Origin of the sequence: Sphingomonas faeni, from assembly GCF_003053745.1 — a bacterium.
Taxonomy (GTDB): Bacteria; Pseudomonadota; Alphaproteobacteria; order Sphingomonadales; family Sphingomonadaceae; genus Sphingomonas; species Sphingomonas faeni.
Map to the genome: position 1 here is coordinate 1 of NZ_QAYE01000005.1, position 24,273 is coordinate 24,273.

23 protein-coding genes and 1 tRNA gene are annotated in these 24,273 nt (G+C 64.5%); 11 read left to right on the forward strand and 13 right to left on the reverse strand.

Annotated features, from left to right (window positions below; translation table 11 throughout):
- Positions 1-18 precede the first annotated feature (18 nt).
- Positions 19-95, forward strand: a tRNA-Met gene (locus C8J25_RS10120).
- 443 nt (positions 96-538) lie between these two features.
- On the opposite strand, the gene C8J25_RS20285 is transcribed toward C8J25_RS10120, so the two are convergent.
- Both C8J25_RS20285 and C8J25_RS10125 read right to left on the reverse strand, forming a co-directional pair.
- Positions 539-730, reverse strand: a complete 192-nt coding sequence (locus C8J25_RS20285) for a hypothetical protein (protein WP_146173326.1) — start codon at positions 728-730, stop codon at positions 539-541.
- A 335-nt stretch (positions 731-1,065) separates the two neighbouring features.
- Positions 1,066-1,896, reverse strand: a complete 831-nt coding sequence (locus C8J25_RS10125; RefSeq protein ID WP_107954337.1) for a 23S rRNA (adenine(2030)-N(6))-methyltransferase RlmJ — start codon at positions 1,894-1,896, stop codon at positions 1,066-1,068.
- A 937-nt stretch (positions 1,897-2,833) separates the two neighbouring features.
- Between C8J25_RS10125 and C8J25_RS10130 the strand changes: the two genes are divergently transcribed.
- Entirely contained in the window at positions 2,834-3,037 is a 204-nt protein-coding gene (locus tag C8J25_RS10130) for a hypothetical protein (protein ID WP_107954338.1), read from the forward strand.
- A gap of 347 nt (positions 3,038-3,384) precedes the next feature.
- Here C8J25_RS10130 and C8J25_RS10135 read toward each other — a convergent pair whose 3' ends face one another.
- The 3 genes from C8J25_RS10135 to C8J25_RS10145 form a co-directional block, all read right to left on the reverse strand.
- On the reverse strand, positions 3,385-3,750 hold the full coding sequence (locus tag C8J25_RS10135) for a DUF4440 domain-containing protein (protein ID WP_107954339.1): 366 nt from the start codon (positions 3,748-3,750) through the stop codon (positions 3,385-3,387).
- 708 nt (positions 3,751-4,458) lie between these two features.
- Entirely contained in the window at positions 4,459-5,637 is a 1,179-nt protein-coding gene (locus C8J25_RS10140; RefSeq protein WP_107954340.1) for an acetyl-CoA C-acyltransferase, read from the reverse strand.
- A 132-nt stretch (positions 5,638-5,769) separates the two neighbouring features.
- Positions 5,770-6,204: a MaoC family dehydratase gene (locus tag C8J25_RS10145; protein ID WP_208622582.1), complete on the reverse strand. Its 435-nt coding sequence runs from the start codon at positions 6,202-6,204 to the stop codon at positions 5,770-5,772.
- Between the two features lie 157 nt (positions 6,205-6,361).
- Between C8J25_RS10145 and putA the strand changes: the two genes are divergently transcribed.
- The gene (gene putA, locus C8J25_RS10150; RefSeq protein WP_244187028.1) at positions 6,362-9,409 is read left to right on the forward strand and encodes a bifunctional proline dehydrogenase/L-glutamate gamma-semialdehyde dehydrogenase PutA; all 3,048 of its coding nucleotides are present in this window, start codon (positions 6,362-6,364) and stop codon (positions 9,407-9,409) included.
- A gap of 353 nt (positions 9,410-9,762) precedes the next feature.
- Here putA and C8J25_RS10155 read toward each other — a convergent pair whose 3' ends face one another.
- Entirely contained in the window at positions 9,763-10,938 is a 1,176-nt protein-coding gene (locus C8J25_RS10155; protein WP_107954343.1) for a mechanosensitive ion channel family protein, read from the reverse strand.
- A gap of 11 nt (positions 10,939-10,949) precedes the next feature.
- Positions 10,950-11,906, reverse strand: a complete 957-nt coding sequence (locus tag C8J25_RS10160) for a DNA topoisomerase IB (protein ID WP_107954545.1) — start codon at positions 11,904-11,906, stop codon at positions 10,950-10,952.
- A gap of 182 nt (positions 11,907-12,088) precedes the next feature.
- Between C8J25_RS10160 and C8J25_RS10165 the strand changes: the two genes are divergently transcribed.
- Entirely contained in the window at positions 12,089-12,652 is a 564-nt protein-coding gene (locus tag C8J25_RS10165) for a type 1 glutamine amidotransferase domain-containing protein (protein ID WP_107954344.1), read from the forward strand.
- A gap of 92 nt (positions 12,653-12,744) precedes the next feature.
- On the opposite strand, the gene C8J25_RS10170 is transcribed toward C8J25_RS10165, so the two are convergent.
- The 3 genes from C8J25_RS10170 to C8J25_RS20720 are packed head-to-tail and all read right to left on the reverse strand — an operon-like array spanning position 12,745 to position 15,300.
- Positions 12,745-13,788: an acyltransferase family protein gene (locus tag C8J25_RS10170; protein WP_244186970.1), complete on the reverse strand. Its 1,044-nt coding sequence runs from the start codon at positions 13,786-13,788 to the stop codon at positions 12,745-12,747.
- A complete protein-coding gene (locus tag C8J25_RS10175; protein ID WP_107954345.1) occupies positions 13,785-15,152 on the reverse strand; it encodes a putative O-glycosylation ligase, exosortase A system-associated in 1,368 nt (455 codons plus the stop codon). The genes C8J25_RS10170 and C8J25_RS10175 overlap by 4 nt, the downstream gene beginning before the upstream one ends.
- On the reverse strand, positions 15,145-15,300 hold the full coding sequence (locus C8J25_RS20720; protein ID WP_167397700.1) for a hypothetical protein: 156 nt from the start codon (positions 15,298-15,300) through the stop codon (positions 15,145-15,147). The genes C8J25_RS10175 and C8J25_RS20720 overlap by 8 nt, the downstream gene beginning before the upstream one ends.
- Before the next feature lie 100 nt (positions 15,301-15,400).
- On the opposite strand from C8J25_RS20720, the gene C8J25_RS10180 reads away from it, so the two are divergent.
- The 3 genes from C8J25_RS10180 (at position 15,401) to C8J25_RS10190 (ending at position 19,089) form a co-directional block, all read left to right on the forward strand.
- The gene (locus C8J25_RS10180; RefSeq protein ID WP_107954346.1) at positions 15,401-16,609 is read left to right on the forward strand and encodes a TIGR04063 family PEP-CTERM/XrtA system glycosyltransferase; all 1,209 of its coding nucleotides are present in this window, start codon (positions 15,401-15,403) and stop codon (positions 16,607-16,609) included.
- Positions 16,609-17,415, forward strand: a complete 807-nt coding sequence (locus tag C8J25_RS20725; RefSeq protein ID WP_167397701.1) for a hypothetical protein — start codon at positions 16,609-16,611, stop codon at positions 17,413-17,415. Before C8J25_RS10180 ends, C8J25_RS20725 begins: the two co-directional genes overlap by 1 nt.
- Before the next feature lie 105 nt (positions 17,416-17,520).
- Positions 17,521-19,089, forward strand: coding sequence for a spinster family MFS transporter (locus C8J25_RS10190; RefSeq protein WP_107954347.1), 1,569 nt, complete (start codon positions 17,521-17,523; stop codon positions 19,087-19,089).
- Between the two features lie 251 nt (positions 19,090-19,340).
- Here C8J25_RS10190 and C8J25_RS10195 read toward each other — a convergent pair whose 3' ends face one another.
- Together C8J25_RS10195 and thpR are read right to left on the reverse strand one after the other, a co-directional pair.
- Entirely contained in the window at positions 19,341-19,877 is a 537-nt protein-coding gene (locus tag C8J25_RS10195) for a superoxide dismutase family protein (RefSeq protein ID WP_107954348.1), read from the reverse strand.
- A 43-nt stretch (positions 19,878-19,920) separates the two neighbouring features.
- Entirely contained in the window at positions 19,921-20,478 is a 558-nt protein-coding gene (thpR, locus tag C8J25_RS10200; protein WP_107954349.1) for an RNA 2',3'-cyclic phosphodiesterase, read from the reverse strand.
- A gap of 122 nt (positions 20,479-20,600) precedes the next feature.
- Between thpR and C8J25_RS10205 the strand changes: the two genes are divergently transcribed.
- The 4 genes from C8J25_RS10205 to C8J25_RS10220 all read left to right on the forward strand — a co-directional run bounded on the left by C8J25_RS10205 (position 20,601) and on the right by C8J25_RS10220 (position 23,391).
- A complete protein-coding gene (locus C8J25_RS10205; RefSeq protein WP_107954350.1) occupies positions 20,601-21,350 on the forward strand; it encodes a Bax inhibitor-1/YccA family protein in 750 nt (249 codons plus the stop codon).
- Positions 21,351-21,438: 88 nt separating this feature from the next.
- On the forward strand, positions 21,439-22,218 hold the full coding sequence (locus C8J25_RS10210) for a transglutaminase-like domain-containing protein (RefSeq protein WP_107954351.1): 780 nt from the start codon (positions 21,439-21,441) through the stop codon (positions 22,216-22,218).
- A gap of 81 nt (positions 22,219-22,299) precedes the next feature.
- A complete protein-coding gene (locus C8J25_RS10215; RefSeq protein ID WP_056051272.1) occupies positions 22,300-22,599 on the forward strand; it encodes a hypothetical protein in 300 nt (99 codons plus the stop codon).
- Positions 22,600-22,836: 237 nt separating this feature from the next.
- Positions 22,837-23,391, forward strand: coding sequence for a hypothetical protein (locus C8J25_RS10220; protein WP_056065323.1), 555 nt, complete (start codon positions 22,837-22,839; stop codon positions 23,389-23,391).
- A 152-nt stretch (positions 23,392-23,543) separates the two neighbouring features.
- Here the strand turns inward: C8J25_RS10220 and C8J25_RS10225 are convergent, their stop codons facing one another.
- On the reverse strand, positions 23,544-24,272 hold the full coding sequence (locus tag C8J25_RS10225) for an extensin-like domain-containing protein (protein WP_107954352.1): 729 nt from the start codon (positions 24,270-24,272) through the stop codon (positions 23,544-23,546).
- Between the last annotated feature and the right edge of the window lies 1 nt (position 24,273).

Below are 24,273 nucleotides of genomic sequence, written 5' to 3' on the forward strand. Positions count from 1 at the left end.
TTCCTCAACAGGAACCGTCGCGGGGTGGAGCAGCCCGGTAGCTCGTCAGGCTCATAACCTGAAGGTCACAGGTTCAAATCCTGTCCCCGCAACCAAACTCACTTGCAACACCTCCAAGGGCTCACCCGCGGAGGGTTTTCGCGTTTCTGGCTCAGCGCATAGCGACAGCATCGATGCCAGTTCGCCGTACCGCTCGAACGCGAGATCGCCGCCTTCCGGCGTCCGCACCACAGCCTCAATAAGCGCGCGCAACCGTTCGAACGCCTGCGCCTTCAGCGCTTCGTCCTCGAAGGCCGCGGTAAGCTTTCCGACCTTCTTGCATAGACGCGGCGAAGACTGCGTGCAGCAGCTCAGCATCGGTCGAGACGGCGTGGGCAGCGTTCTGCTCTGCGACCGGAAGCTTTGCCGATCAGTCCAGATCTCGTTTTGGCCGACCAACATGTCGCCGCGACGCCTTTCAGGATAGCCGCCTCGATGGCACTATCTGCTGCAGCGCGCGGATGCACTCGCCATTCCCGAAGTGCTCGATGCGCTTTTCTTAGCCGTCGGCAGAGACGCCGGGATTTTCTTCGGTCGCGTGGCGACGGACCAGCGCATCGCGGGTCTTGTCGCCAGTGGCGCTCAGGTGCTCGGCGTTGATGGTGAAGGTCATACCGATATGCAGCGGGGTCGCCACGTCATTCCTGCGCGTCGCCAGCATGATGCCACGAAATAGAAGGCCATCGAACAAGGTCGGATATCGGCCTGACTGCGCGACAACCGGTCCATCGCATCGGCGTAGACGATGTCGACGCCGCCTGCCGAAACGGAGGCGAGAATTGCACTTATTTCGCGAGTACCAACGGCAGACATCCATTCATCCCGGGCCGCGCGTCGACAAGCGGTCTTTGAAGGGCCGGGGTGAAATTTGGTTACCCTTCACAGGATCTTGGATAATCGACTATTTTCGAACAAAACAGACCTTTCGGCTCGTTCCGAAGAACCCGGATGACAACCAGTGATAGTCACCGGCTAGGCTCTGACGGCGAACGATCCATTCCGGAGAGGGGGCATTGCAGATTTACTTTAATCGGCCAGCCAATCGGCAGTGATCTCGCCCCTGTGCCCCTCCGGCGCTAGCACGGCGCGCAGGGCTTCCAACAGCGGTGGTAGGGCCTGCGTGAAAGCGTAGGGCGGATTGATGATATAGAGGCCCGCGCCATTATAAACGCCGGGCTGATCGCCATCATACAGCCAATGCTCCACCCCCAACAATTTCGGAATGCCGAGCTTGCGTAGCTGCTCCTTCCAGTGCCAATGCGTAGTGCGGTCTTTCAGCGGATACCAGATCACTGTCACGCCGTGCGCCCATTTGCGGTGAGCAGCGGCGAGGGTGGCTGTGATACGTTCGCGTTCGTCGGGCTGCTCGTACGGCGGGTCGACCACCACTACGCCGCGCGCGGTTCGGGGCGGCAGCATCGCCAGCCAAAGCTCGTACGCGTCGCGCTCATGCACAGCAGCGGATATGTCGCGCATCGCTCTGCGCAGGGTCGACGCGTCCTGGGGATGCTTCTCGTTCAGAATTAGAAAATCCTGTGGACGTAGAAGTTGCGCCAGTATCCGTGGCGAGCCGGGATAGGAGTGTAGCTGGGGCCCCACATTCACCGCCTGTACGGCGGCGCGGTAGTCGCTGAACAAGGGGTTCAGATCAGCTAAGGCGAGCAGCACGCCCTGCACGGACTCGCCGGTGCGCTGGGCGTCCTCGCCGTCAAGGTCGTACAGGCCGCAGCCGGCATGGGTGTCAATCAGAGTCAGCGCGCCCTGTTTTTGCTGCAAGGCCTGTACAAGGGCGATCAGCAGGCTGTGCTTCACGACATCGGCACTATTGCCAGCGTGGAAGGAGTGCCGATAATTCATTGCGATTCAAAATCCTGGCGATCGACCTTTATGCGTACTGCCGGGCCCTAGTGCCGAGCGCGAGGCGACCGAAGTAACTGAGCAGGTGCTATTATAAAGTCGGGCGGCAACCTTCAACGCACTTTTGCGCGAGGCTTCGAGCCCTCGTTTGTGGAAGGGAGGGGGCTTAGGGCTGGCTTTCGCCTGATACAATTCGCCGCGTTGGGGCAATAGACGTCGTCTGCGAAGCCGTTCATTCGAGGGTTCCCCTTTCCGCGTCCCGCGCGCGCACTGTAGTCGCCTGAGTCGCCTGCGCCATCTAGACGACATGGTATCGCGCCGTAACGAAGCGCTCACATCGGGACGTGTCACGATCAGACCGTACGATTGATGCGGTCGGCGCGCGGGCAAGCGCATTCAAACTCCGCGAATTCGCGGCGCCGAACCTGCTGGCGGCGATCATGAGTTGCTTCCTCGACACCGGTCGATCCGCGCGGTCGACGGCAATGACAGCGATGAGGTATTTTTCGGTTCTAGTGTCCCCGCCGGTCCAAATGATAGCTGGCGCAATACGCGTTGGGGCGCCAGATGGTGCCCGCGGCGGGCGGTATGGCGGTGCTCGATCTCTCGGGGATCGGCGTTTGGTTCGGACGTCGCCGATAATTGAGGACGACCGCTATCTCGCGGTGCACCCGCGATACGGTTCTATACAGAGGCTGTGATCGTGGCTTCTGGCGTTTATCTTCTGCAGAGCCTTGTCGCGTGACCGAAGCGATCGAGTTCGGACTACCGCTGCCGGCTTTCGATCGACAAGATAACAGCGACGACCTTGGCTTCTGCGCGCGCCTGCGTTTAGTCACACACAGTAACGAGGCAGTTGTCGGGCACTTACGAGCTCGTACCGTGATGCGATGCGATGCGATCGATGCGATGCGATGCGATCGTAGCTGGCGGGCGGGTGCTCGACCTTGTGTCGAGCTGGGTTAACCATTTGTTGGATGAGACCGCCTATGCCGAGGTGATTAGCCACGGCATAAATGCGGACAAACTTGCGGCCAACTCCCGCCTCGACCGCTTCTGCGTCCAATACCTCAACGATGTGTCTGATTTGTCCGAAGAGGATGCGCGTTACGATAACACGCCGATGTATGTAGGCGCTTAATATCTGCAATACCTGCCAGCGGTACTACGCCAGGTCGTCGCTTGATGAAGTCAGGGGCCATCGCCATCATAAGCTTTTCGAAATCGCCGATTTCCAACCAACGCGGTAACGGTCTGGCGCGCTCCAAATACACAACCACGCGTCACTAATTCGCTTTGATTTGAAAACGGCGAGGTTATTGGATATTACGGTGCCTCTACTTGCCGACATTTGTCTAGGCGATCCATTCGCAATAACTGGTTTCGCTTGAGTCTATCGGAATTACATCAGTAACGAGGTGCCCGCCCGCCAATTTAGTCCGTTGCGCCTGCTACGAGCATGTACCAGGCGCAACAGTGACCCAGTGGTCAGGCCTCGACACTGGCGGTCAAGGGTGGCGTTTGCTGGTGTTGAACGACCAGCCAATCGTCGTGTCCCCGCATCCGTAAGGTCGAGGTGCAGTGTGCTTCGTACTTCTCGTCGCCGCTCGCGCACCGCACGGTGTAGGCAACGACGATCAGGCCCTCCTGAGGGCGTGACACTCGCCGGTCTGACAATTCGACCGAATCCCAGTCGGGCGTCGCCTTGACGGCGTTCTTCGCTTCCTGCCCCTGGAAAACATACGGCGGACGGGGAAGGACCATGACGATCTCCTCGTCTATCCACTCCTGATAATGCTCGTCGCTGGCATCCCATAGGCTGCCTTCGAATTCCCACACACGCTGGTCGTCCATTCTATCTCTCCTTGGTAGCTCAAGCGCGGAGGATGGAAGACGGTTCCGGCGTTTTAGTGCTATCGCGCCGATATTCGTCGCCGTGTCAGGCCAAACGTCTTCGATAAATGAGGCGCCTAGCGTTGATGCAACAAACCTTCCGCTACAATTTCAACAGGGGGAGGATCGGCTGATCAATGAAGGATGATCGTGGTCTCGGCGCAGACCGTCAGGTGCTCTCACATCGCCTTCAGGAGCGGTGCGATCCCCGGGGAATGCAGTCCGATCCCTACTGCACGAATAGAAGCCGTGGATTCCGCCAGGCTAGATCGAGAGGTGCGCAGCGTTGCCCGTTGGCTACCGGCCCTTATGCATGAGCAGGCTGTCGTCCAGCAGCGGATCGATACGATACTGAACAGAGTCGGGGGATGTCTACAGGTCGGAGCATTCCCGCTGCCAGCACCCTCGCGCTGAAACGGTCGCTTCGGCGCCAACTCTCGGCGGGTTAGTCTAAAGAAGACATCGGGCCTGCTGGACGTAACTAATCAGCAACCGATTAACTGCGCAACGTTTGAGTCGAGCCTATTTTCTCTATGCGAGGGAGGTCGACTGCGCATAGTTGCAGGACGTATTGAACAGACATGTCAACGCGGCCGGGGCCCATACAGGATAGGCGGTGGATGCACCGTCGGTATAGTGCATGCGCTATACCGACGGTGCATTTCAAGGTCATAGCACTTCGAACAACCCGGCCGCGCCCATGCCGCCGCCGATGCACATCGTGACCACGACGTACTTCGCGCCGCGACGCTTGCCTTCGATCAGCGCGTGGCCGGTCGCGCGGGCGCCGGTCATGCCGTAGGGGTGGCCGATCGAGATCGCGCCGCCGCTGACGTTGAGCAGTTCGTCGGGGATGCCGAGATGGTCGCGGCAATACAGGACCTGCACCGCGAACGCCTCGTTCAGCTCCCACAGGCCGATATCGTCCATCTTGAGGCCGAAGCGCTTAAGCAGCTTGGGGATCGCCACGACCGGGCCGATACCCATTTCGTCGGGTTCCGTGCCGCCGACCGCCATGCCGACATAGCGACCGAGCGGCTGGAGACCGCGCTGCGAGGCAATCTTTTCTTCCATCAGTACCGACGACGACGAGCCGTCCGACAGCTGTGACGCGTTGCCCGCGGTGATCGTGAAGTCGGGGCCCATCACGGGCTTGAGCGACTGGAGCCCTTCCAGCGTGGTGTCGGCGCGGTTGCCCTCGTCCTTGGTGATCGTCACGTCCTTGTACGTGACTTCCTTCGTCTCCTTGTTGACGATGGCCATGTTGGCATCGACTGGCACGATTTCGGCGTCGAAATAGCCCGCTGCCTGCGCGGCGGCGGTGCGCTGCTGCGACTGGAGTGCGTAGGCATCCATCGCGTCGCGGCTGATGCCGTAGCGCTTGGCGACGACCTCGGCGGTCTGCAGCATCGGCATGTAGACGTCCTTGTGCATCGCGATCAGCTGGGGATCGGGCGCGGCGCGCATCTGCGGAGTCTGGACAAGACTGATGCTCTCGACGCCGCCGCCGATCGTGATGTCCATGTTATCGGTGATTATCTGCTTGGCGGCGGTGGCGATCGCCATGAGCCCGGATGCGCACTGGCGATCGACCGACATGCCCGAGACGGTGACGGGGAGCCCGGCGCGCAGCAACGACGTGCGGGCGATGTTGCCGGCCTGGTGACCTTGCTGGAGGGCGCAGCCGAAGACTACATCGTCAACTTCGGCGCCGTCGATGCCAGCACGTTCGACCGCGGCCTTGATCGAATGCGAGGCGAGCGTGGGGGCGGGGGTGTTGTTGAAGCCGCCGCGATAGGCGCGGCCGATGGGGGTGCGGGCGGTGGAGACGATGACGGCTGAACGCATGGGTATTTCCTTATCTGCTCCCTTCCCGCTTGCGGGAGGGGTTGGGGGAGGGGGTGGTCCAAGCAGCCGGAGCAATCGCGGCTATCTCGGACCCTCCCCTGACCCCTCCCGCAAGCGGGAGGGGAATTAGTTTCAAACGAAGACTTGGCTGATCCATTCGGCGATCAGGGCGGGCTTTTCCTGGCCTTCGATCTCGACGGAAAACGCGTTGGTCTGCTGCCACTGGCCGGGGCGTTTCTCGTCGAACGAGACCAGCTTGAAGCGGCCGCGCACCTTCGAGCCGGACCGGACCGGCGTCAGGAAGCGGACCGAGTTGCCGCCGTAGTTCACGCCCATCTTTGCGCCTTCGATGGTCGGCGCGTCCGGGACCTTCGACGACAGCAACGGCATCAGCGACAGCGTCAGGAAGCCGTGCGCGATCGTGCCGCCGAACGGCGTCTGTGCCGCACGGACCGGATCGATGTGGATGAACTGATGGTCGCCGGTCGCATCGGCGAACTTGTCGATCATGGCTTGCGTCACCTCGACCCAGTCGGAAACCGTCTCGGTGCCGATGCGCTGCTGCATCTGCGTGGTGGTGATCGGCGCCACGGCATTCCCCTCAAGGCTCATTTGGCGCTAAGCGCTGCAATGTCTCTAGGCGTACAGGCAAGCGGATCGCAAGCCTCACCCAACCGGAAGCTGGAAAATGTCGACTGCCGTAACGTCCAATGTCCGCGATATCATGGCAAAGCTGTACCGCGCGAGCGAACCCGATGTTCTAAAACCGTTGCTGGACCGCGCCGCGCTCGATTCGGATTCGCGCGAGCGGGTGATGGGGCATGCGCTGGGCCTGCTTGCGGACCTGCGGGCGGCGCAGAGCAAGGGCTGGGTGAACCAGTTCCTCCAGGAATATCGGCTGAATTCGTCGGAAGGCGTCGCGTTGCTGTCGCTGGCCGAGGCGTTCCTGCGCGTGCCCGATCCCGAGACGGCGGATCTGCTGATCGCGGACAAGCTGGGCGATGCGGATTGGCGTGCGCATGCGGGCAAGTCGAACTCGAAGCTGGTGAACTCGGCGACCTGGGGGCTGGTGGTCGGTCGCGTTCTGGTCGGCGAGGGATCGACCGGGCCGCTGCGACGCCTGATCAGCCGCGCGGGCGAGCCGTTCGTGCGGCAGGCGGTCGGCGCGGCGATGAAGATGATGGGCGAGATCTTCGTGATGGGCCGGACCATCGATGAGGCGATGAAGCGGATGCGCCGGCCGGAGAACAAGGGCTTCACGGCGAGCTTCGACATGCTCGGCGAGGCGGCGCGGACGCATGCCGATGCGCAGCGATACTTCCAGGCGTATGTCGGTGCGGTCGATGCGGTCGGGCGCGATCCGGCGGCGGGGCATTCGATCTCGGTCAAGCTGTCGGCGCTGCACCCGCGGTACGAGGTGGCGCGGTGGAGCGAGTGCGTCCCCGCGCTGACCGAGATGCTCGAGGCGCTGGCGGTGCAGGCGGCTTCGAAGGGCATCGCGTTGACCGTCGATGCGGAGGAATCCGAACGGCTGGAGATGAGCCTCGACATCATCGGCACGGTCGCTGGGCTCCCTTCGCTGAAGGGCTGGGACGGGTTCGGCATGGCGGTGCAGGCCTATGGCAAGCGCGCGCGGCCGGTGATCGAATGGGCGAACGGGCTGGACCGCGTGATGAACGTGCGGCTGGTGAAGGGCGCGTATTGGGATAGCGAAATCAAGCGCACGCAGGTCGAGGGGCTGGCGGACTATCCGTTGTTCACGCGCAAGGCGGCGACCGACGTGTCGTACCTGGCCGTGGCGAAGGACATGCTGGCCGCGGAGAATATCCGGCCGGCGTTCGCGAGCCACAATGCGCTGACGGTCGCGACAATCATGGAGTGGGCGGGCAACTCGCGCGACTTCGAGTTCCAGCGGCTGCACGGGATGGGCGACGGGCTGTACGAGCGGCTGGTGCAGGAGAACGGCTATCATTGCCGGGTCTATGCGCCGGTTGGTGGGCACCGGGACCTGCTCGCGTATCTGGTTCGGCGGTTGCTGGAGAACGGGGCGAATTCCAGTTTCGTGCACCAGTTGGCGGATGAGCGGCTGACCGAGGCGGAGATTCTGGCGGATCCGGTGGCGAAGATCGCTGCGGTCGGGGGGAAGCGGCATCCTAGCATTCCGTTGCCGGTGGATCTGTTCGGGGCTGTGGGGCACCGGAATTCCGCCGGGTTGGATTTGAGTGATGTGGGGACGTTGGAGGCGACGGTGAGGGCCGTTAATGCGCCGTTGTCGCCTTACCTCCACCCCGGCGAAGGCCGGGGCCCAATTGGGGGCGGTGGATTGGCTGAGGACGGCGAGTCGTCACGACAGACCTCCCAATTGGACCCCGGCCTTCGCCGGGGGGGTACAGAAGGGCTTGGCGGGGGTGCCGTTGCGGCCGCCATTGGGCGTGCGCATGCGGCGTTTTCGGGTTGGTCGACCACGCCGGTCGACGAGCGCGCGGCTTGCCTGGAGCGCCTCGCCGACCTGCTCGAGAAGCATCGCGACGAACTCATGGCGATCTGCGTGCAGGAGGCGTTCAAGACGATTGGCGATGCGATCGGCGAAGTGCGCGAGGCCGCGGATTTCTGCCGGTATTACGCGCAGCAGGCGCGGCTGAACCTGCATCCGATCGAACTGCCGGGGCCGACGGGCGAGCGCAACACGCTGCATATCGAGGGTCGCGGCGTCTGGGCGACGATCGCGCCGTGGAACTTCCCGCTGGCGATCTTCCTCGGACAGACGGTGGCGGCGCTGGTCACCGGCAACACCGTGGTCGCCAAGCCTGCACCGCAGACCCCGCGGATCGCGGCGCGTGCGGTGGAACTGGCGCACGAGGCTGGCGTGCCGGTCGATGCGCTGGTGCTCGTGACCGGCGGGCCGGAGGTTGGTGCGGCGCTGACCGCGGACGTGCGCATCCAGGGTGTCGCGTTCACCGGATCGACTGCGACGTCGCGGAAGATCGCGCGGTCGTTGCTCGACGACGAGACGCGGCCGATCGTGCCGCTGATCGCGGAGACCGGCGGGATCAACGCGATGATCGTCGATTCCACCGCGCTGCCCGAGCAGGTGGTGGCGGACGTGATCGCGTCGTCGTTCCGGTCGGCGGGACAGCGTTGCTCGGCGTTGCGCTTGCTGCTGGTGCAGGAAGATATCGCCGACGGCGTGATCGAGATGCTGTCGGGGGCGATGGAGACGCTGCGGATCGGGCGCTCGGGCGATCCCGCGACCGACGTCGGGCCGGTGATCGACCAGGCCGCGTATGACCGGCTGATGGCGTATCGCGAGAGCGTGAAGGCGAAGATCGTCAAGACGCTCGATGCGCCGGCGGACGGGCTGTTCGTGCCGCCGACTTTGGTTCGGATCGGTGCGATCGAGGATTTGAACCAGGAGTGGTTCGGGCCGATCCTGCATGTGGCGACGTGGGAGGCGGGGAAGCTCAGCGAGACGATCGCTCGGGTCAACGCCAAGGGTTACGGCCTGACGATGGGCCTGCACAGCCGCATCGCGCGGGCGGCCGAGGTGATCGAGGCCGAGGCTGCGGTGGGGAATTTGTACATCAACCGGTCGATGATCGGCGCGGTTGTGGGGTCTCAGCCTTTTGGTGGCGAGGGGCTTTCGGGGACCGGGCCTAAGGCTGGTGGGCCGCGGTATCTTTATCGGTTCTGTGCGGAGCGGGCGGTTTCTGTGGATACGACGAGTGCGGGCGGGAACGCGACTTTGTTGTCGTTGGATGAGGGTGGGATTTAGTCTCTCTTCAACCGAACCCGAAGTCCGCGCGGGCGGACTAGAGAGTACCTCCCCGGCGGAGGCCGGGGTCCAATTGGGAAACGGCGCTGACGACCGTTGCGCGTCGTTACTGCGACCTTACCAATTGGGCCCCGGCCTTCGCCGGGGAGGTGTTGGGGCGTGGCGGCGAGTTCTTCATGTCCAGCTGATCTCGGCAGCCGTGATTTCACGGTACTCTAGCAAGCATTGTTTCCCCGCGAAGGCGGGGACCCAGACTGGGCTCCCGCCTTCGCGGGAGAACAAGATAGGGTAGGACTGCCCTAACCGGCGCGTACATATCCGAAGGCGAGGGCGTCGAGCGGCCGGGTGGATAATCAGGCGGGCGTTGCCTCCGCATCCCCCCGTCGCCCTTCGGGATACGGCATCACGACCGAGCCATCCGGGGCGGCCATCATGTTGACCTGCGTGGGGAAGGCGATCTCGATCTTCTCGTCGTTGAAGCGCTTCAGGATCGCGATCCCCACCGCCGTCCGACCGTCGTAGAAGCTCGCATAATCGGGCCCCTTGCTGTCGAATTGTACCTCGAAATCGAGGCTCGATGCGCCGAAGCCGGTGAAGCCGGCGCGGGTGAAGATCTTGTCGTTGGCTTCGACGATCTCCTTCAGCATCGCGGGGATGCGCGAGCAGACCTCCGGGGGCGTCGAATAGGTGACGCCGATGACGAACTTCGCGCGGCGGTGGTTGCGCTGCGTGTTGTTGAGGATCTCCTTGTTGAGGAGGTTCTTGTTCGAGATCACGCGCTCTTCGCCGTCGATGCCGCGGATGCGCGTCGATTTGAGGCCGATCGCCTCGACGCTGCCCGAGGCGGTGTCGTAGCTGATCGAGTCGCCGCGGCGGAACGGACGGTCGAAGATGATCGCGAGCGCGGCGAACAGGTCGGCGAAGATGCCCTGTGCGGCCAAGCCGATCGCGATGCCGCCGACGCCCAGACCCGCGACGAGGCCAGTGACGTTCACTCCGAGATTGTCGAGGACGACGACCAGCGCGACCGCGAACACCACGAACGTGACGAGCAGGCGGATCAAGCCCATCGCCGAGAGCAGGGCTTCGCCCGAATAATGTTCGGACTGCGTGCGGTGCTCGATCGCGCCGAGAATGATCTCGCGCACCCATACGGCCGCCTGGAACACCGCGGCGACGGTGAAGAGGAAGTTGATCGTCGTCGCGACTTCGCCGGGGGCGGCGGAGTATCCGGCGACCAGCTTGGCGGCGAGCATGACGATGAAGAAATTGCCGGTGCGGGCGATCGCCTTGCCGACGACGATGCCCCAGCCGTTGAGCGCGCGCGGGCGTTCGCAGAGCTTGCTGCCGAAGCGGCGCGCGGTGTGGAGCGCGACGACGATCACCGCGCCGATCCCGAACGCTATCAGGATCTGGAGCCAGTAGGCTTGCACCCACGCGAAGCTGGCGGTGACGAAGCCCTGGGCCTGGTCGCCGACGTCGCCTGCGTCGAAGATCGGTTGCTTGGCGGCGGCAGTGGTATTGGTCATGGAAATACTCGTCAGGCCGCTTTAGCCAATGTCGCAACAGCGGGCGTACCGGCTTCAAGGAAGGTGATCAGGCCACATTCCTCGCGGCTGAGATAGCGCTTGGCGCGCGGAAGGCGGAGCGCCTTGCGGAAGGTCGACTGACCGGTCTTCACCAACGCGATCAGCGACGGGTGGACGTAGCTCTTCCGCGCGATGGCGTGCGTGTTGCCCAGGCGCGCAACGACAGGTTCGAGCATCGTCTTGAGGCTCAGGTCGCGCTCGGCCGACGCGAGCGCCTCGAACGCGGCGACGCTGGCGGCCCAGGTTCGAAAATTCTTGGCGGTGAAATCGGTGCCGGTGACATCGCGGATGTAGCAGTTCACATCGGTCGAGGTGACCGGGTGCGCGACGCCGGCATCGTCGAGCCATGCGAACAGATGCTGTTCGTCGAGGTCCTGGCATTTCTTGACGAAGCTGCTGAGCGAGCGGTCGGTGATCTTGAGCGTCCGCATCTTGCCGGACTTGCCCTTGTACTGGAGCTTGAGCGTCGAGCCCTTCACTTCGCCGTGGCGCTTGCGCAGCGTGGTGGCGCCGAAGCTTTCGTTCGCTTCGGCATAGGCTTCGTTGCCGATGCGGATGTGGCCGCCGTCGAGCAGGCGGATGACCGCGGCGACCGCGCGTTCGCGGGGCAGCGAGCGCTTGCGGAGGTCGGCCTCAACCGCTTTGCGAATCTTGGGGAGCGCATGGCCGAAGTCGGCGCAACGCTCGTACTTTGCGGCCTCCTGTGCTTCGCGAAAGCCGAGGTGATAGCGGTATTGTTTGCGCCCCTTCTCGTCCCAGCCGACCGCCTGGATATGACCGTTGGGCTTGGGGCAGAACCAGGCGTCGCGGTAGGCGGGGGGCAGGCCGACTGCGTTCAGCCGGTCGATCTCTTCGCGGTCGGTGATGCGTTCGCCCTTGGCATCCCAATAGCCCCAGCCGTTCCGCATCTTCTTGCGGGTGATGCCGGGCTTGGAGTCATCGGAATACACGATCTTGGTGGGCAATGCGGTGGTCCCTTGGGGGCGTCTGATTCTGACTATCTCTGCAAATGTTCGGGAAGGCGCATCGTTCCGGAACGAGGCGGGCTGCGCTTGGTTGAGGGGGCACGGGATTTCACTGGAGACATGACATGGCCGATCTTTCCCAAGCTCGCGTATTGATGCTCGCTGCCGATGGTTTCGAGACCGTCGAACTGTTCGAACCGCGGAAAGCGCTGGAGGCGGCGGGCGCGAAGGTGACGCTCGCCTCGATCAAGACCGACCCGATCCAGGGCATGAAGGGCGACATCAACAAGGCCGATACGGCGACGCCCGACCTGACGCTCGATGAGGTCGATACCGACGATTACGACGCGCTGGTGCTGCCAGGCGGCGTCGCCAACCCGGACACGATGCGTCAGGAAGAGCGCGCGATCGAGATCATCACCGAGTTCATGGAGGACGGCAAGATCATCGCTGCGATCTGCCATGCGCCGTGGTTGCTCGCCGAGGCGGACGTGATCGATGGACGCCGCGTGACGAGCTTCCCGTCGATCCGCACGGACCTGGAGAATGCGGGCGCGGACGTGGTGGACGAGGAGGTCGTGGTCGACGGCAACCTGATCACGAGCCGCAAGCCGGACGATATCCCCGCGTTCAACAAGGCGATCATCGAGGCGCTGGAAGAAGAACTGGCCGACGAGCCGGTCGACTGATTGAGGAGTAAAGCACGCTCCTTCTTGTTCTCCCGCGAAGGCGGGAGCCCAGACTGGGTCCCCGCCTTCGCGGGGAAACAAGGAGGGGCGGTCTACAGGCTGTTGAGCCAGCGTTGAGCGGGGCGTTCTATCAGGTGGTAGAGGGCGATCGAGGCTAGCATAACCAGACCGAAATACAGCGCGATCCTGGTTGGCGAGACTGCGGTCGCGTCGCTGACGAAAACGAGTTTGAAGGCCTTCCATAAGATGAAGTGGCTGAGATACGTCGCGTAGCTGATCTCGCCGAGATAGTGCGTCCATCTAAGTTCGAACGGATTTCCTAGCCTGCCGGCGGTCAGTGCCAGCAAGAGCAGGACCGCTGCAAATAATGCCGGAACGACCAGAGTTTCCGGCGCGCCGGCGATCCAGCCTCCTGCGGCAAGCACAGTAACGAGTGTCGCACATACTGGTGCTCGTGACCCGCCATGCCAGCGCAACCACAACGCGCAGACGATGCTGCCGGTCGTAAACTCTACCAGGCAACGAAGCAGGCCGTAGCGCGGGATGTCGGTGCCGAGCGTCGGCGCGTCCATCGCCAGATGCAGGCCGACCAGCAAGCCGCCGGCAATTGCCAGCAATGCCCAGCTCGGCAAGCGCCGCCAGTCCACCGGCATAACCAGCAACGGAAACAGCAGGTACGCACCCAGTTCGGCGCTGATCGACCAGGCCGGGTCGTTCCAGGCGAGTTGATGCGTGAAGCCCCAGTTCTGGAGCAGCAGGAGGTGGAACGGCAATTGTGGAAACACGAATTGCGGATCGCTGCGGCCGGTCGCGCGAAGCAGCAGGGCCAGTGCGACGGCGCCGCCCAAGGCGACAAGATGCAGAGGCCAGATGCGGGCAATGCGTTTTTGCAGGAAGCGCGGAATGCTTCTCGCGCCGCCGGTACGAATGCGGTCGGACCAGGTCAGCCAGATCACGAAGCCGGACAGCAGGAAGAAGAAGTCGACCGCCAGATACCCTTTGGCAAAGACGTCGCGCACGCCGGTGGGCAGCCCCGCGATCGACAGGCGGATGTGGTAGAAGACGACGAACCACGCGGCGATTCCTCGAACGCCGGTGAGCGCGCGCAGTTCGTGGACCGGCGCTCGGTCGATCACGTGGAGGTTACTCCGGTAGCTACAGGTTGGGCGCCAGGGGTCACACGACGCATGGGCCGGAACGATTGCTCGCTCCGCTTGCGCGCCAGATAGGTATCGAGGCCGATCTGCGCGCCGATCAGCATGTAGATGAACGGCTGGAACGCGATCGCGATGAACCCTGCGCCGAGCAGGTAGACGATGTGCCCGCTTTGCAATGCCGCTGCAAGCGGTCCGGCCCAGGCGAACTCCCCGTCCGGATCGCGGTAGCGGCGACGGATGAACTCCATGCGGACGATGCCGATCAGGTTGATCGCGAGCCATATCGCAAGGCCGGGATAGCCCTGCTCGCCGAGCATCTCGAAATAGGCGCTGTGATACGCGCGGGCCTTGTCGACCTCGACCTTGGGTGCCTCGGCAGCGCCGGGCGTGGTCTTCAGATCATAGCGGATGTGGTTGCCCAGATACGCGTTGAAGCCCCCACCGAACGGGTTCGCCTTTGCGTATTCGATCGTCCATTTCCACACCGCGAGCCGCGTCGAGGCGGATTCGTCCGCATCATAGGTCTTGATGGTGTTCATGCGGTTGGTGAAGGTCGACGGCAGGAACGGGATCGCCGCCAGCCCCAGCACGCCAAGCATCGCCAGATACGCTACCTTGCGCTTCACGTTGCGGATCGACAGCAATGCCAGCAGGCCGATGCAGAGCAGCCCGGTGCGCGTCGACGTGCCGACGGGGATCAGCAGGCAGGCGAAGACCAGCGCGAGGCAATAGGCCTTTACCCGCCAGTCCGGTCTAAAGATCGTGCCGTGGTGCATGAACCAGATGATGATCGGGACGATCGCGATCGCCACCGCGCTGATCGTGCTGCCCTCGTACAGTCCTGAATTATTGTCGACCATCAGGTTGAGTTGGCCGTATCCGCCGCCGCCGCTGGCGATCGTCTTGATCCCTCCGACGACGATGATCGACGATGCGGCGAGGATCATGAAAAGCAACAGCGCCTCGATCCGCACGCGCGTGCGGAGCGTCAGGGGGAGGAACGCGGCGAAGGCGAGCGCCTTCCACACCCAGTCCCATTTCTCCTTAGCCTCGGCGGGGAAGTCGGCGGCGATCGTCGTGCCCCAGCAATAGAGGAGGAGCAGCACGATCAGCACCTGTCGCCCACCGATGCGCGTGTCGCGCTTGTCGTCGGCGAGGATCCATCCGCCGACCGCCAGCGCGACCGCGATCAGCGAAATCGGCACCGAATTGAGCAGGAGGTAGGTCAGCCGCTGCGGCGAGACGATGTCGATATAGACATAGACGAGCACAAGCAGGAACGGCCGCTTGAACCCCATTCCGAAGAACGCGAGCAGGAAGGCGATGAATGCGAGGTCACGCATCGCGGCGGGGTTTCTCTGTGGCCTTGCGCTTGGTAGCGGCGGTGTCGTGCGGGCTGGGCTCCCGGTCGAGATCGGGACGCTTGAGCAACAGGAACGCCGCAAGCATCATCAACCCGTGGCTGAGGCCGAGCGCGAGATTGTCGATCATGGGTACGGCCTCCTTTCCGGATATGCGGACATCACGGAATCGTCTGTAGGTATAGTCGGTTGACGCGCCGTTAAGCGATCTGTGGCAGGGGGATAGCACGATGCGTATCCTTCATATCCTCGATCATGGCCTGCCGCTGCAAAGTGGCTACACGTTCCGCACGCGGGCGATCCTCAAGGCGCAGGAGGCGCTCGGCTGGACCGTGGCTGCGGTGACGGGTCCGCGGCACGGTGTCGCGCCTGCTTCGGTTGACTCGGTCGACGGGCTGACCTTCCACCGTACGGATACGGACTTGAAGCCGGGGCCGGTCGGCGAGGTCGTCGGGATCGCGGCGTTCGCCAAGCGGATCGATTCGGCGGTCGATGCCTTCAAGCCCGACATCCTCCACGCGCATTCGCCGGTAATCGATGCGCTCGGCGCGCTGATCGTCGCGCGCAAGCGGAACCTGCCGCTGGTCTACGAGATCCGGGCGTTCTGGGAGGATGCGGCTGTCGGCAACGGGACGGGTACCGCGACGTCGTTGCGGTATCGGGCGACGCGGGCGCTGGAGACGTGGGCGGTGCGGCGAGCGGATGCGGTTGCGGTGATCTGCGAAGGCTTGCGCGGCGACCTCATTGCGCGGGGCATCGCGGGGGACAAGATCATGGTGTCGCCCAACGGCGTCGACCTCGACCTGTTCGGCAACGCGCCGCCGCGTGACGATGCACTTGGGGCTGAACTGGGCCTCGACGGTGCCGACGTCGTCGGGTTCATCGGCAGCTTCTACGATTACGAAGGGCTCGACGACCTGATCGCGGCGATGCCTGCCCTGGTGGCGTTGCGGCCCAAAGCGCGGCTGTTGATGGTCGGCGGCGGGCCGATGGAGGCGGCGTTGCGGGCGCAGGCGGAAGCTTCGCCGGTGGCGGATGCGATCCGCTTCGTCGGGCGGGTGCCGCACCAGGAGGTCGAGCGCTATTACGGGCTCGTGCACATCCTCGCCTATCCACGCAAGCGCATGCGGCTGACCGATCTGGTCACGCCGCTGAAGCCGCTGGAGGCGATGGCGCAGGGGCGGCTGGTCGCGGCCTCGGACGTCGGCGGCCACCGCGAACTGATCCGCGACGGCGATACCGGCACGCTGTTTTCGCCCGACGATCCGGGCGCGATTGCAGAGGCGCTCGCGGGGATGTTCGCGGATCGGTCGGGGTGGGACGAACGGCGCGCACGGGGGCGTGCTTTCGTCCAGGAAGAGCGTAACTGGTCGTCAAACATTCGCCGTTATGCTCCAGTCTATGAACGGCTGATCGCGGCCGCGGTGCGGGAAAATTAATGGCAGAGTTTGCTCTTCGGACTTTGCAGCGCGGCAATCTGAATCGTCTGGTGCCGATCGTCGGTGCGATTGCCGGGGGCGTGATCGCGGCGGCGGGCGTGATGCTGTCGTCGGGCGATGCGCTGGAAGCGTTCGTATCGGATACGGGTATCGCGGCGCTGATCCCGATGGCGGCACCGCCGCTCGGGGCGACGGCGCGCGCGATACTCGCGCTGGGGGCGGGGGCGTTGGTCGCGGCGATCCTGTGGTCGTCGCTGTACCTGCTGTTCGGGCCGGGTGGGGTGTTCGCTGGTACGCGACCGCGAGAGGACGGCGTGCCGGTGATCCGCCGCGCCGACGCACATCCCGACGCACCGCCGCGCAAGCCGATGTCGGCGGCCGATCTCGGTACGCCGTTGATGGAGGTTGGCGTCGCGGGTTCGGCCGATGGGGCCGCGCGCGATGAACGGGCTATTCCCGCCGATCTCGACCTGCCGCTGGCCGCCTATGATCCGAAGGCGATGCGGCCGGTGCCGATGGAGCCGGCCCGGCCGGTCGCGCCGCTGGCGCAGCCAACGATGGTCGCGCCGGTGATCGAAATGTCGCCGACCGCCGAGCCGGACACGTTCGTGACCGCGCCTGTGCCGAAGCCGGTCGAGCCACCGGTCGTCGAAACGTCACAACCGGTGGAGGAGGTCAGCGCGCCGACGCCGATTGCCCGGCCTCTGCGTGCGCAGGCCGAGCCGACTACGCCGCCGACGATCGAGACGCTGTTGCAGCGACTGGAACAGGGCGCGCTTCGTCGCGGGCGGATCGGGTCGCACTGAGGTAGACGTGCGCCGCTCGCTCTGGCGTACCCGAGCCTACAGAAAGCGCTGTTTCTCTCTTGTTGCCTCTGATACCCATAGCTCGAAAAACATCGAGGGGGGATCATGGCGAACGCCGAAACCGTTATGGGCGAGCCGGAGAAAGGCGCATCGCGATACGCCTGGTACGTGTTGTCGATCCTGTTTCTCGTCTATGTCCTGAACTTCGTCGACCGGCAGATCATCTCGATCCTGGCGGAGGACATCAAGCGCGACCTGGGGCTCAAGGACCAGGATCTGGGGTTCCTGTACGGCACCGCGTTCGGGGTGTTCTATTCGCTGTTCGGGATCCCGCTCGGGCGGCTGGCGGACAATTGGCACCGCGTCAGGCTGATGACGATCGGGTTGTCGCTGTGGTCGGTGATGACCGCGCTATCGGGCTTTTCGAAGACCGGCGGACATCTTGCCGCCGCGCGGATCGGCGTCGGGATCGGCGAGGCAACCGCTAGTCCTTCGGCATACTCGATCATCTCCGACTATTTCCCCAAGCGGCTGCGTGCGACCGCGTTGTCGATCTATTCCGCGGGGTTGTACGTGGGCGGCGGCTGTTCGCTGTTCATCGGCGGGCTGATCGTGCAGGGCTGGAACAAGGCCTATCCCGGAGGCGGCCCGCTCGGGCTGGTCGGCTGGCAGGCGGCGTTCATGGCGGTCGGCGTGCCGGGGCTGTTGCTCGCGGTCTGGATCGCGACGTTGAAGGAGCCGATCCGCGGGCTGGTCGAGGGCTTGCCCGAACCGGAGAAGCATCCCGCGCCGTTTCGCGCGTTCGGGGCCGAACTGGTGACGATCGTGCCGCCGCTGACCTTGATCGGCGCGGCGATGGGGGGAGCGCGGGCGCTGGGGTATAATCTGGTTGCGCTCGCGCTGGTGGTCGCGGCGGTGTCGGGGGTGGTCGCGGCGGGCGAGCCCTGGCCGCAATGGGTGGCGATCGGGATCGGCGTGTACGCGGTGTTCTCGTGGGCGTCGGCGCTGAAGCGGCGCGATCCGCCGACGTTTGCGCTGATCGTGGGGACGCCGGCGTTCCTGTGCACGGTCGTCGCGTACGGGTTGAACGCGTTCCTGAGCTATGCCGCGAGTTTCTGGGCGGCGCCCTATGCGTTGCGCGAGCTTGGTGCGACGCCGGCGTCGGCGGGGTTCATGATCGGCAGCCTTGGCGCGACCGCGGGGTTTCTTGGGCTGACGATCGGTGGCGTGGTGTCGGATCGGTTGCGGCAAGGGAATCCGGCGGGGCGGTTGTGGGTGGTGATCTTTGGTGCGGTTGTGCCGGTGCCGTTCCTGATCCTGGCCTTCACCGCGTCGTCTCCGGTCGCGTTCTATGCGGGGATCTTCTTTGCGCAGTTGACCGCATCGTGTGCGCTGGGGGCGGCGGCGGCGACCACGCAGGACATGGTCTTGCCGCGGATGCGGGGGACGGCGACGGCGACGTTCTTCATCGGGACGACGCTGATCGGGTTGGCGCTCGGGCCGTACATGGCGGGGCGGGTGTCGACGCTGACCGGGAGCCTGTCGATCGGGATGCTGTCATTGCTGGTGGTGACGCCGATTACTTTGGCGTGTGCGGTGGCTGCGTATCGGTTGGCGCCTGGGGCTGAGGCTACGCGGGAGGCTAGGGCTCGGGCGGCGGGGGAGGGGATTTAACCGCTCCTGTCGAACTTATCTCGTCACACCCTTCCGTTCGCCCTGAGCGAAGTCGAGACACCTACGCTTGCGGTAGACCCTTCGACTTCGCTCAGGGCGAACGGAGATGGGGGCGGGTCAGTGCGCGAAAAACGTGCTTCGATACGAGCCCTCGATACGCCGCCTTCGGCGACTGTTCGGTCTCTACTCAGCACGAACGGACGTTGCGCAGGCGAATGTGCCCCTCCTGAAAATTAGGAGGGGCCACGCACTCACCCCGCCTGGAACACACCGCAGGCGATCCGCCCGCCGCTGTTACCGGCTGGGTCGGTCATCAAGTCGTCCGGACCCGCGTGCACCACGAAGGCCGAGCCGTCCGTATCTATCAGGCCCGCCATCGTCGCGCCGGGGATCGTGATGCCGATCGTGCCGCGGCCGTCGGTGCCGATGACGAGGTTGGGCAGGTCGCCTTCGTGAGGACCCTGTGGGTTCATGCTGCCGTGCTTCATGCCTGTCGGGTTCCAGTGGCCGCCCGCGGTCGTGAAGTCGGGGGCGTCGCAGCGGCCGACCATGTGGATGTGCGCGCCGTGCGTGCCGGGGGGCATCGCCTTGGCGTCGAGCGTGAAGCGGAGGCCGCCCGCGACTTCGGTGGCGGTGGCGCGGCCGACATCGCTGCCGGTCGCGGTCTGGAGCGTTGCCGTGGCGCGCTGCCCGCCGGATACGGGGGCACCAGTCTCCATGCCAGTCTTCTCGCAGGCGGTCAGCCCGATCGTCGCCGCGCCGAGCAGTGCCAGTGTCGCAATCCGCATAATGTCTCTCCCTGTTGTCTCTTGGCGAACCCTTCGCCGTGGCTCAGGTTCCACCCCCGGTATCGAGCGCCCAGCGTGCGACCGGTTCGTACGTCGCGCCGTCGCGGCCGAGATGGCTCTGGTACAGCACGAGATGGGGTAGCGGGAAGGGCGCGCTGGACAGTGCGGCATGTGTTGCAAGCCAGTCCTCGATCGCGAACCCGACACCCGCCGACCGCGCCAGCCGCGCGACGGTGATGTGCGGGAGATAGGCGCGATGTTCGGGCGGGAGGCCGGCGCGGACGCACGCCTGGTCGACCTTGCGGTGGAGCGCGGCGAGCGCGCCGGGGGGCGTCACGCCGGCCCAGAGCGTATCGGTCCGTCCGCGCTTCTCGAACCGGCCGACTCCGGTGAGCGCGACGCTCGGGACCGGCGCGACGATCTGGCTCAAAGCGACCGCGACGTCCTCCGCGACCGGTCGTTCGACCTCGCCGATGAAGCGCAGCGTCACATGCAGTTGCTCCTCGTCCTGCCAGCGCGCGGACGGCACGCCCTCCATTATGTCGAGCAAGCTCTGACGGATAGCGGGCGGCGGGCGGAGGGCGACGAAAAGGCGGATCATGGATTGCGGCAGGTTAACCGCGAACCACCATGCCGATGCAACCACTCTGCTTGAAAAGCGTCCTGTAAAAGACGATATTCACCGTAACCGGCACCATGCCGGACAAAGGAGCTGATTTCACCATGGCTAATTGGTCTGACCCCCGGCCCCGCGCCGCGCCGTTCGGAACGACGGCCACGGGCCAGCGTACCGAGGCCTATGACGCTGGTCTTCGGTCGTACATGCTGTCCGTGTATAACTACATGGGCTCGGCTGTCCTGCTGACGGGCATCGTCGCGATGCTGTTCGCATGGGGCGGCGCAGAGTCGCCCGCCGCACAGGTGTTCATGAGCGGCGGCATCCTGAAGTACGTCATCATGTTCTCGCCGCTCGCGATCGTGTTTGGCATGAGCTACGGCCAGAACAAGATGTCGACCGGCACGATGCAGATGCTCTTCTGGGGCTTTGCCGTCCTGATGGGCTTGTCGATGTCGACCATCTTCCTGGTCTATAGCGGCACGTCGATCGCGGGCGCGTTCTTCGCCACCGCAGCCGGTTTCGCTGGTCTCAGCCTGTACGGCTACACCACCAAGCGCGACCTGTCGGCGTTCGGGACGTTCCTGATCATCGGTGTCGTCGGCCTGCTGGTCGCGAGCCTGATCAACATGTTCCTGCAGTCGGGCGTGATGCAGCTGGTTATCAGCGGCGTCGGCGTGCTGCTGTTCGCGGGCCTCACCGCCTACGACACGCAGCGTACCAAGAGCCTGTATGGGCAGGTTGCCGGCACGGACATGGTCGGCAAGGTCGTCATCATGTCGGCGCTGAGCCTGTACCTCGACTTCATCAACATGTTCATGTTCGTGCTGCGTCTGTTTGGTAGCAGCCGCAACTAACTCCCGCTAAGGGTGTGACGAACGCAGGGCTCGGCGGGACACCGCCGGGCCCTTTTCTTTTGGCCTCGGGACAGGAATGGGACGCGCAATGCGGCTCTCGATCGACGTGCGTCTGGATTACGGGATCACCGGGGACGCCGATGTGCTCCTCCAGATCGAGGCTGCGGCGATGGCCGACCAGCAGATCGAGTCCGAGTCCCTTACCTTGTGGTCCGACAGTCCAATCCGGGCGGTGCGTGGCGAAGACGGGATCGGGCAGCGTTGCTGGTCGCGCGGACATGGGCGGTTCACGGCCGAGTATAAGGCCATCGTCGCGGTAAAACGCGAGCGGGTGCAGCTCGAGCTGTATCCGGCGACGCCGCCGCGGATGCTCGATGGCGAACTGACGCCGTATCTGATGCCGAGCCGTTATTGTCCGTCGGATCGGTTCGAGGGGTTCGTCGCGCGCGAGTTCGGCGGGCTGGAAGGCGGTCCGCTCGCGGCCGCGTTGACCGAGTGGGTGTACCAGTCGCTCGACTATCGCTGTGGATCGAGCAGCGGGGAGACGACCGCGCTCGATACGTTTGCGTCGCGCTCGGGGGTGTGTCGGGATTATTCGCATCTGCTGGTATCGCTCGCGCGCGCGGGTGGGATCCCGGCGCGGTGTGTATCGGCCTATGCGCCGGGGGTCGATCCGCCCGACTTCCATGCGGTCGCGGAGCTGTGGCTGGCGGGCGACTGGCGGTTGATCGATGCGACCAAGATGGCGACGTGCAGCGATATCGCACGTGTTTGTGTGGGGCGTGATGCGACCGATATCGCGTTCATGACGGTGTTTGGGCAGGCGTATCTGTGGGAGCAGACGGTCAAGGTGACGCCGCTCGATTGAGCCGCTTCCCGGGGCCCGTCGCCGGGAAACAAACTTCGCTTCGACCGTTGGTCATCGCCAAGATTAAAAAGGGACGTCGCAATGACCGACATAGACAAGAGCGCGCTGGATAGCCTGTCCGTAGCGCCCGACGACAAGGATGCCGAGGGCAAGAGCTCGGGTCGCGATCCACGCCAGGAAGCGGGACAGGACAAGTCGATCGGCAAGCGCCTGCAGAAGAACCCGGACAGCGCTGACGCACGTCTCGACAACGGGCTCGACGAGTCGATGGACGGCAGCGATCCGATTTCGGCGACCCAGCCGGGGTCAGGCACCGAGCCGGCGAAGTCGTCGGGTTATGACGAGGATGCCGAGCGGGCGCTGCGCGAAAAGCAGGCGTAACCCTTAGCATCTGCTCAACGAACGGGCGTCGGTCGGCAACGACCGGCGCTTTTTTGTTGCCCAAACGCCTCGCAAGACGATCAAATCGCTTGGTTTCGTTCGGTTCGTCGCAGCCTTGTTGCAGCGCAACAGCTTTCATGGTCGCTTGGTGTTACGGAAAGATGACGCGCGATAGGGTCGTTGTTAACCATCCGAGCGCATAGTCTGCCGGTTCCTTGACGAGAGCGGGGTGACGACATGGCTTCCAGAATGAAACCGGCACAGGGGTCGATGACCCTCGCCGAGATGAAGGAATTCGCGGCTTTTCCGAGTTCGACGCAGCGGTATATCCGGCGTTCGCTCGACGTGGGCCTGGACCGCGAGGATGCGATGCAGCGCTGGTCGCGCGACGTGGTCGAGGCGGCAAGCATACGGGCGCAGGCACGGCTGTACAACAACCTCCCCGATCTGCGCGCGATGGTGCCGGACGATAGCGGCCTCGATGCGATCGAGCCGTTCCTGGCGCCGTTGATGACGCTGGTTGCGTTCGACCTGGGGCAGGGGCGGCTGACGAGTTTCTCGGCGTTGCGGTTCCTGTACGAGCGGTTGATCGGGGCTGAGGTCCGGCCCTGGCTGCCCTCGGCGTTCTGCGCGGCGGCGGCGCTGCCGCATCTGCATCCGGAACTGCGGCGAAAGCTGCTCCAGTCGATCAGCGAGGCGGCGGCGACCGCGTCGGGCTGGTCGAACCGGCAGCCGGCGTTCTTTCCGTATTGGGTCGAGAAGGTGGATTCGGGGACGACCTTGGCGAGCTGACCCCTGCTGATCCTCCCCCGCCAGGGGGAGGTGGCGCCGTAGGCGACGGAGGGGGAGGACACGAAGCGGGGGGTAGCGCTTTCCTCCCCCTCCGTCTGGCAAGCGCCAGCCACCTCCCCCTTGCGGGGGAGGATAGGTTCTCTCTCGCCAAACTACCGGCACGCGCGCCAGCGGGTTGCGCCGCGGTTCGCCTGGTCGAGATGCAGGTGGTCGGCATGCGCGGCATTGTAGTCGGGGGACAGCGTCGTCGCGAACAGCTGGCACGCGCCGTCGCGGACGTCGCGGAGAAATGCGGCTTTGGGGGCGTCGCCCTTCCAGTCTCGCGCGACGGTGATGCGGGTGCCGTCGGTCAGGCGGAAACCGGCGATGTCGACCGCGTCGGCGGTCGCGTGTTCGCTCCAGTTGCTCGAATGGCTGCCGGCGATGCGGCGGCAACTATAGCTGCCGAAATGATCGATCGTCGCGACGCGTGCGCCGATGTGGCGTTCGGCGGCAGGCTGGACGATGTCCCATTCCCACATCGCCAGTGCCGCGGCGACCGGACAGGCGACGCCTAACCCGGCAGGTGCGAAGGCGATCTTTCGGGCGCCGCCGGTCAGGCGCACGCCGTCGGCATAGCCGCATTGCCCGTCGCCCTTGCGTGGCGGCAGGACGGTGTAGCGGACGCCGGCGCGGTCGAGCAGCGCGCGGCATTGCGGAAAATCCTTGGTCAGCGCGGTGAGCTTGCGGCCCGTGAACAGTCCGATCGGCTGGCCGAGATCGAGTGGCGCCCAGGGCACGTCCCGCGGCCGGCCGCGCAGGCTAGCCCACAGCATCAGCGCCAACGTCGCGATGACGACCAGCGCCACCAGCCACCCGATCGTCCTCCGCACCGCGCGCATG

Coding starts and splice junctions, on each gene's coding strand:
- C8J25_RS10125 (WP_107954337.1), bottom strand. CDS start 1,896: ATGAATTATCGGCACTCCTTCCACGCTGGCAATAGTGCCGATGTCGTG.
- C8J25_RS10135 (WP_107954339.1), bottom strand. CDS start 3,750: ATGGACGACCAGCGTGTGTGGGAATTCGAAGGCAGCCTATGGGATGCC.
- C8J25_RS10140 (WP_107954340.1), bottom strand. CDS start 5,637: ATGCGTTCAGCCGTCATCGTCTCCACCGCCCGCACCCCCATCGGCCGC.
- C8J25_RS10145 (WP_208622582.1), bottom strand. CDS start 6,204: ATGCAGCAGCGCATCGGCACCGAGACGGTTTCCGACTGGGTCGAGGTG.
- putA (WP_244187028.1), top strand. CDS start 6,362: ATGGCAAAGCTGTACCGCGCGAGCGAACCCGATGTTCTAAAACCGTTG.
- C8J25_RS10155 (WP_107954343.1), bottom strand. CDS start 10,938: ATGACCAATACCACTGCCGCCGCCAAGCAACCGATCTTCGACGCAGGC.
- C8J25_RS10160 (WP_107954545.1), bottom strand. CDS start 11,906: ATGCGGAACGGCTGGGGCTATTGGGATGCCAAGGGCGAACGCATCACC.
- C8J25_RS10165 (WP_107954344.1), top strand. CDS start 12,089: ATGGCCGATCTTTCCCAAGCTCGCGTATTGATGCTCGCTGCCGATGGT.
- C8J25_RS10175 (WP_107954345.1), bottom strand. CDS start 15,152: ATGCGTGACCTCGCATTCATCGCCTTCCTGCTCGCGTTCTTCGGAATG.
- C8J25_RS20720 (WP_167397700.1), bottom strand. CDS start 15,300: ATGATCGACAATCTCGCGCTCGGCCTCAGCCACGGGTTGATGATGCTT.
- C8J25_RS10180 (WP_107954346.1), top strand. CDS start 15,401: ATGCGTATCCTTCATATCCTCGATCATGGCCTGCCGCTGCAAAGTGGC.
- C8J25_RS20725 (WP_167397701.1), top strand. CDS start 16,609: ATGGCAGAGTTTGCTCTTCGGACTTTGCAGCGCGGCAATCTGAATCGT.
- C8J25_RS10190 (WP_107954347.1), top strand. CDS start 17,521: ATGGCGAACGCCGAAACCGTTATGGGCGAGCCGGAGAAAGGCGCATCG.
- C8J25_RS10195 (WP_107954348.1), bottom strand. CDS start 19,877: ATGCGGATTGCGACACTGGCACTGCTCGGCGCGGCGACGATCGGGCTG.
- thpR (WP_107954349.1), bottom strand. CDS start 20,478: ATGATCCGCCTTTTCGTCGCCCTCCGCCCGCCGCCCGCTATCCGTCAG.
- C8J25_RS10205 (WP_107954350.1), top strand. CDS start 20,601: ATGGCTAATTGGTCTGACCCCCGGCCCCGCGCCGCGCCGTTCGGAACG.
- C8J25_RS10210 (WP_107954351.1), top strand. CDS start 21,439: ATGCGGCTCTCGATCGACGTGCGTCTGGATTACGGGATCACCGGGGAC.
- C8J25_RS10215 (WP_056051272.1), top strand. CDS start 22,300: ATGACCGACATAGACAAGAGCGCGCTGGATAGCCTGTCCGTAGCGCCC.
- C8J25_RS10220 (WP_056065323.1), top strand. CDS start 22,837: ATGGCTTCCAGAATGAAACCGGCACAGGGGTCGATGACCCTCGCCGAG.
- C8J25_RS10225 (WP_107954352.1), bottom strand. CDS start 24,272: ATGCGCGCGGTGCGGAGGACGATCGGGTGGCTGGTGGCGCTGGTCGTC.